Origin of the sequence: Streptomyces sp. FH025, assembly GCF_017427025.1 — a bacterium.
GTDB lineage: Bacteria > Actinomycetota > Actinomycetes > Streptomycetales > Streptomycetaceae > Kitasatospora.
On record NZ_JAFLNG010000651.1, the window covers coordinates 1 to 4,375 of the forward strand.

At 72.9% G+C, this 4,375-nt stretch carries 5 protein-coding genes, 1 pseudogene and 1 riboswitch; of the genes and pseudogenes, 2 read left to right on the forward strand and 4 right to left on the reverse strand.

Annotation, left to right across the window (positions count from 1 at the left end; translation table 11 throughout):
- Nucleotides 1-613, reverse strand: a pseudogene (locus tag J0670_RS31330) (hypothetical protein); the annotation flags it as partial.
- A gap of 52 nt (nucleotides 614-665) precedes the next feature.
- Entirely contained in the window at nucleotides 666-1,049 is a 384-nt protein-coding gene (locus tag J0670_RS31335; RefSeq protein WP_207815258.1) for a metalloregulator ArsR/SmtB family transcription factor, read from the reverse strand.
- Between the two features lie 81 nt (nucleotides 1,050-1,130).
- Nucleotides 1,131-1,345: riboswitch (cobalamin riboswitch) on the forward strand.
- Between the two features lie 31 nt (nucleotides 1,346-1,376).
- Here J0670_RS31335 and J0670_RS31340 point away from each other — a divergent pair.
- Nucleotides 1,377-2,486, forward strand: a complete 1,110-nt coding sequence (locus J0670_RS31340) for a HoxN/HupN/NixA family nickel/cobalt transporter (RefSeq protein ID WP_207815259.1) — start codon at nucleotides 1,377-1,379, stop codon at nucleotides 2,484-2,486.
- Between the two features lie 18 nt (nucleotides 2,487-2,504).
- Here J0670_RS31340 and J0670_RS31345 read toward each other — a convergent pair whose 3' ends face one another.
- Complete coding sequence (locus J0670_RS31345) at nucleotides 2,505-3,356, reverse strand: EamA family transporter (protein WP_207815260.1); 852 nt, start codon at nucleotides 3,354-3,356, stop codon at nucleotides 2,505-2,507.
- Between the two features lie 152 nt (nucleotides 3,357-3,508).
- On the opposite strand from J0670_RS31345, the gene J0670_RS31350 reads away from it, so the two are divergent.
- Entirely contained in the window at nucleotides 3,509-4,081 is a 573-nt protein-coding gene (locus J0670_RS31350) for an XRE family transcriptional regulator (protein WP_207815261.1), read from the forward strand.
- Nucleotides 4,082-4,158: 77 nt separating this feature from the next.
- Here the strand turns inward: J0670_RS31350 and rpmG are convergent, their stop codons facing one another.
- Nucleotides 4,159-4,323, reverse strand: a complete 165-nt coding sequence (rpmG, locus tag J0670_RS31355; RefSeq protein WP_207815262.1) for a 50S ribosomal protein L33 — start codon at nucleotides 4,321-4,323, stop codon at nucleotides 4,159-4,161.
- Nucleotides 4,324-4,375: the final 52 nt, after the last annotated feature.

The following is a 4,375-nucleotide window of genomic DNA, read 5'->3' on the forward strand; positions in this document are numbered from 1 at the left end:
CGACGAGGCGGCGGCCGTCGACGGCGCCGAGCGCGGCGCGGTAGCCGTCCCGGGAGCGCTCGCTGCGCAGGATCCGGTCGAAGCACGGGTCGCCGACCACCCGGGCGACGTCCAGCGCCTCGGGGCAGGAGAGCCGTAGCCGGTCCAGCTGTTCGGGGTGGGAGAGGCCGAGGACGTCCACGAACACCCGGCCCCGGTGGGTGAGTTCGTTGCGGGAGAGGCCGGCGGCGCTGACCGTGTCGCCGGTGGACTCGGTGACCAGCCGGTTGTAGCCGGCGCCGTGCGGGAGGACGACCAGGCGGGCGTCCAGGCGGTGCATGGAGGAGTGGACGGCGCAGGAGACGGCCAGGTCGAAGCGGTGGCGGACGGCGTCCTCCCAGTCCAGCACGGTGTAGCCGGGCAGGCCGTGGAGGTACTCGTCGAGGGCGCCGTCGGCGAAGGCGGAGCCGGGGTTGACGGTGAAGTAGCGCTCGATGCCGTCCCGGTTCAGCAGGGTGAGGACGTCCAGGACCCGGGTGGCCGAGGTGAGGGTGCGGGCGACCGCCAGCACGCGGGCCTTGACCGGTCGGGTGTTCCAGCGGTCGGCGGGCCAGGCGTGGGGGTGGGACGGCACACCATGATCGTACTCATCCGGGCCCGCCGCGGGGGCGTTTCCCGAGTGTCGGTCAGCCGACGGCCGCGGTGGGTTCCTGGTGCTCGCCGGCGGCGCACTCGTCGAGGAGGGGGCGCATGCTGTCGTCCACGAGCCGGTAGCGCACCACTCGTCCGTCCTTGTCACCCGCGACCACGCCCGCCGTGCGGAGCAGCCGCAGGGCCTGGGAGACGGCGGGGTCGCGCATGCCGGTGGCGACCGCCAGGTCGGTGACGGCGAGCGGGCCGGCCCGGTGCAGGGCGAGCAGCAGGGCGAGCCGTCCGGGGTCGGCGAGCAGGGAGAACCGCTCGGCCCAGGTGCGGACGTGCCCGGTGTCGCCGATCGCGGCGATGGCCTCGCAGACCCGGTGGCCGTCGATGGTGCGGTGGCCCGCGCGGTCGGCCGGTACGAGATGCATGCGCACATTCTCGCAGGCCGACGGCTGTGATCCTGGACACCTGCACAGGTGCGCAACCTTGCGGGGGTCGGGTCGGGCCCCTACGGTGTTGCCCGCCGTGGTGCTCGGGAAGACCGGTGACGGACCCTCAGTGGGTCCCAGTCCGGAGCGGCCCTCGCCACTGTGATCGGGCCACTCCCTCCTCGTCGGGGGAGTGACGTCCGTACCCATGAAGCCACTGGGCGCCTCGCGCGCCTGGGAAGGCGGGTGCGGAAGTCCCGTAAGCCAGGAGACCGGCCACGGCATCTCACGAAGTCATTCCACGAGGTGCTGGAGCGTGATCCCGAGATGACCCTGCCCGAAACCGCCGCGACGACGGCGACGCCGCCCGTGCTGCCCGCGTTCAGGTGGAAGCGCGAGGACACCGTCCGTACGGCCGGGTTGATGGGGGTGATCCTGGCCATGCACGTGGTGGCCTTCGGGACGCTCGTCTTCCTGGTCGCGCCCGAGCGGTACGCCGTCGGCACCCAGGTGTTCGGGGTCGGCCTGGGCATCACCGCGTACACCCTGGGCATGCGGCACGCCTTCGACGCCGACCACATCGCGGTGATCGACAACACCACCCGCAAGCTGATGGCGGACGGCAAGCGGCCGGTCTCGGTGGGCTTCTGGTTCGCCCTCGGGCACTCCTCGATGGTCGTGCTGATGGCGGCCCTGGTCGCGGGCGGCGCACAGCTGGCGAACACGCTGATGGACGACGAGTCGACCACCCACAGGTGGCTCGGCGTGGTCGGTACGACGGCCTCCGGCGTCTTCCTCTACCTGATCGGCGCGCTCAACCTGGCGGCGCTGCTCGGCATCCTCAGGGTGTTCCGCTCGATGCGGTCCGGGCGGTACGACGAGGCGGAGCTGGAGGAGCACCTCAACGCGCGCGGCTTCATGGCCCGGGTGCTGAACCGGGCGACCCGCTCGATCACCCGGCCCGGGCAGATGTTCCCGGTGGGCATGGTGCTGGGCCTGGGCTTCGACACCGCGACCGAGGTCACCCTGATGGTGATGGCGGGTTCGGGCGCGGCCTCCGGACTGCCCTGGTACGCGATCGTCTGCCTGCCGCTGCTGTTCGCGGCCGGGATGAGCCTGTTCGACACCCTGGACGGGACCTTCATGAACTTCGCGTACCAGTGGGCCTTCGCCAACCCGGTGCGCAAGGTGTACTACAACCTGACCATCACCGGGCTGTCGATCGCGGTGGCCTTCATCATCGGCACCATCGAACTGGTCGGCGTGCTGCACGAGAAGCTCGACCTGACCGACCCCGTCACCGGCTTCATCGCGGACATCTCGCTGGACAACGTCGGCTACGCGATCGCCGGGCTGTTCGTGGTGGTCTGGGCCGTCGCGATCGCGTACTGGAAGCTCGGCGGGGTCGAGAAGCGCTGGAAGCCCCAGAGGTCGTGAACGTCCTGCGCGGCCGTTCTACGCGGCCGCGAGCAGCAGGGTGCCCGCGACGGCGAGCCCGGCGCCGACCACCTGGACCGGGCGCAGCCGCTCCTTCAGCACCCCGCGTGCCAGCAGCGCGGTGACCACCGGGTAGAGCGAGGCGAGCACGGCGGCCACCGCCGCCGAGCCGCCGTGCGAGGCCATCGCGTACGTGGCGTTGCCCGCGACGTCGGCCAGCCCGACGGCGGTGAGCAGCGGCAGCCGGGAGCGCAGCTCCGGCAGCAGCCCGGAGGTGTCGGTGCCGCGCAGGCCGATCAGCAGCGCGGCGCCTCCGACGGCGACGTTGACGAGCCGTTGCACGCACAGCACGAGCAGCAGTCCGCCGCCGGTCGAGGCGTGCGCGATCAGGGCCATGTTGGCGCCGAAGCCGAACGCGGCGGCCAGGGTGAGCAGCAGGGCCGTGCGGGCGGCGGACGGCCCGCCGCGCTCGGGGCCGCCGGCCAGCACCACACCGGCCACCGCCACCGCGATGCCGGCCAGCTGGCCGGGGCCGGGCCGCTCGCCGAGCGCGAGCCCGACGCCGACCGGCACCGCGACGCCGACGGTGGCCAGCGGGGACACCACGCCCATCGGGCCGAGCGCGAGCGCCCGGTAGAAGGCGAGCATCGCGAACGGGCCGATCACCCCGGCGGCGACGGCGTACCAGAGCACGGGGGAGGCGTCGGCCCAGCCGCCGGTGGCGAGGACGGCGGCGAGCAGCGCGGCGGCGGCCAGCGCCTGGGAGACGACCACCACGGCGAGCGCGGGCAGTCGGCGGGTGAGTACGCCGCCGCCGAAGTCGGCCAGGCCGGTGAGCAGGCTGGCGGAGAGGGCGAGCAGGGCGGTCACCGGAGGACCCCGGGGATCGAGGACAGCACAATGAACTCCGCAGTACAGTCAGATGGACTCGTTGCCGGAATCGCAGCGTAGTGCAGTGAACTGAACTTGGCAGAACAATATTTTGTACAGTCTCGTACTGTGGACACCGGAGGACTGCCCGCGTGCCGGACCCCGACCTCGTCTCCCGGGCCCTCGCCCGGAACGTCAAGCGGCTGCGCACCGAGCGCGGCCACACCCTGGACGCCCTCGCCGCCCGCTCCGGGGTGAGCCGCGGCATGATCGTCCAGATCGAGCAGGGCCGCACCAATCCGAGCGTGGCCACCGTCGTCCGGCTCGGCGACGCGCTCGGCGTCTCGATCGCCACGCTGCTCGACTACGAGGAGGGGCCGGACGTCCGGATCATCCCCGGCGACCAGGCCGTCCCGCTCTGGACCGGCCCGGGCGGCGGCACCGGCACCCTGCTGCACGGGATCGAGGCGCCCGGGCCGCTGGAACTGTGGGACTGGCGGATGGCGCCGGGTGAGGAGTACTCCTCCGAGCCGCACCCGGCCGGGACGGTCGAGATCGTCCGGGTGGAGGAGGGTGAGCTGACCCTGGTGCACGACGGCCACGAGCACCCGGTGCCGGCCGGCAGCACGGTCTCGTTCGACGCCTCGTACGCGCACGCCTACCGCAACGCGGGGGAGCGGGAGCTGCGGCTGACCATGGTGGTCTCCGTGCCGCCGCCGCGCTGAGACCCCGTACGCGCGCCGGAGCGGCGCCCCCCGGGGTGGGGGGCGCCGCTCCGTGGTTCTTCAGCGCCGGTCGCGCGTCAGCGCTCCTCGCGGAAGTCGACGTGCCGGCCGGCGACCGGGTCGTACTTGCGCAGGACCACCCGGTCCGGGTCGTTCCGGCGGCTCTTGCGGGTCACGTACGTGTAGCCGGTCCCGGCGGTGGAGCGGAGCTTGATCACGGGGCGCAGTTCGCTGCGGGCCATCGGGCGTCCTCCTGGTGCCTCGGGGTGCGGGGCCGATGGGCTGGGTCGGAAC

Excerpts from the sequence above, each read along its gene's own strand:
- J0670_RS31340 (WP_207815259.1), top strand. The coding sequence starts at position 1,377 with ATGACCCTGCCCGAAACCGCCGCGACGACGGCGACGCCGCCCGTGCTG.
- J0670_RS31335 (WP_207815258.1), bottom strand. The coding sequence starts at position 1,049 with ATGCATCTCGTACCGGCCGACCGCGCGGGCCACCGCACCATCGACGGC.
- rpmG (WP_207815262.1), bottom strand. The coding sequence starts at position 4,323 with ATGGCCCGCAGCGAACTGCGCCCCGTGATCAAGCTCCGCTCCACCGCC.